Origin of the sequence: Albidovulum sp., from assembly GCF_049646345.1 — a bacterium.
Lineage (GTDB): Bacteria > Pseudomonadota > Alphaproteobacteria > Rhodobacterales > Rhodobacteraceae > Albidovulum.
Genome location: NZ_JBARVQ010000048.1, coordinates 1 through 1,766, shown reverse-complemented (window position 1 = coordinate 1,766; position 1,766 = coordinate 1). Strand labels below are relative to the sequence as shown.

The 1,766-nt window shown below is 62.0% G+C and carries 2 protein-coding genes; both read right to left on the bottom strand.

The window, feature by feature from the left end; translation table 11 throughout:
- Nucleotides 1-778, bottom strand: a 778-nt coding sequence (locus WBB85_RS01255) for an MBL fold metallo-hydrolase (RefSeq protein ID WP_432636811.1), incomplete at its 3' end; no start/stop codon positions are given.
- 11 nt (nucleotides 779-789) lie between these two features.
- Nucleotides 790-1,766: fumarylacetoacetase (gene fahA, locus WBB85_RS01250; RefSeq protein WP_432636810.1), on the bottom strand; the 977-nt coding region annotated here is incomplete at its 5' end.

Here is a 1,766-nt window from a genome sequence, read left to right as displayed (position 1 = left end):
CCTCTTTCAGCGATCCGCCGCGGGCGACGATCTTTGCGACGGGCTTGTAAGTGGAGTTGACAAAATCGGCCGTCGCGGCGATGGCCCTGGCCACCATTTCTGTACCCAGCAGCGCATCGCCACGACCTGGCGCGATGGCCTTGGGGCCAAAGGCGGCGATGTTTGCCAGCGTCTCTTCCCAGTCATTGAAATGCCCGTCGCCGCAGTAACAGGCGCTGTGGTATTCGACGATATCACCGGTGAACATCACTTCCTGATCCGGAACCCAGATTACGGCATCGCCGGCAGTGTGGGCGCGGCCCAGTTTCATAATGTCGACCCGGCGCTTGCCCAGATAGACGGTCATGCTTTCGCTAAAGGTGGTGGTGGGCCGGGTCAGGCCGGGGATTTCCTCGTGCCCCTGGAACAGGCGCGGGAAGCGGTCGAATTCGCTGTCCCAGTCTTCCTGCCCGCGTTCCTCGACCATTGCGGCGGCCACGTCGGACATGATCACCTCGCGGGCGCCATAGGCGCTGGCCCCCAACACGCGGACCGCGTGGTAGTGGGTCAGAACCACATGGCTGATCGGCTTGTCTGTCACGCTTTTGACGCAGTCGATGACCTTGCGCGCCAGGCGCGGGGTCGCCTGAGCCTCGACGATCATTACACTTTCGTCGCCGATGATGACGCCGGTGTTGGGGTCGCCTTCAGCGGTGAAGGCGTAAAGCCCCTCTCCGACTTCCGTGAAACTCACCTTCTTGTCTTCCATGTCGCCTGCGGATGCGAATGCCTTTGCCATGTGTTCTCTCCTTAATCCTTTGCCCAGGCGGGCAATGCGACTGCGGGCAGGATCTTGCCGGTGCAGTCGCCAAATCCGATACGAAAGCCATCGCCCTGGGCATGGCCGCGAAGTGTCAGCGTGTCGCCGTCTTCGAGAAAGCTGCGGCTTTCGCCGCTGTCGAGCGATAACGGCTCCTTGCCGCCCCAGCTCAGTTCCAGAAGCGAGCCGCGCATGTCCTTGTCTGGCCCCGAAATCGTACCGGAACCCAGAAGATCGCCAACGCGCATCGCGCATCCGGATGTGGTGTGATGGCAAAGTTGCTGCGCAGCGGAATAATACATCCGGCTATAGTTGGTGCGCGCGATGATGGTTTCGTCCTTGCCTTCCGGAGCCAGCCCGACTTCCAGTTCGATGTCATAAAGCATCGGACCGGGTTCCTTGAGATACGGCAGCAGCGGGCGTTCGCGTTTCGGCGTCGAGGTGCGGAAGGGCGCCAGCGCGGCGCGCGTGACGATCCAGGGGGAAATCGTGGTCGCGGTCGCCTTGGATTGGAACGGGCCCAGCGGCTGATACTCCCATGCCTGGATGTCACGCGCCGACCAGTCGTTCAGCAGCACATAGCCAAAGATCATCTCGTCGGCTTCGGCCACGCTGACCATGCCAGACGATGGCACGCCCAGGATGGCACCGAATTCCAGTTCCAGATCGAACCGCGCGCATTTGCCAAACTTCGGCAGGTCGTCGTCAGGGCCTTTCAACTGACCCCATGGACGGGTGACATCGGTGCCCGAAACCACGACCGACGAGGCGCGGCCGTTATAGCCGATCGGGATCGACAGCCAGTTTGGCGGCAGCGCGTTTTCCGGGCCTCGGAACATCGTACCGACGTTGAAGGCGTGATCGCGGCTGGCGTAGAAATCGGTGTATTCGGCGATGCGGAATGGCATGTGCATGACGGCATTGGCGCGCGATACCAGATGCGGTTCGACCGCCGCGCGGTGCGCCT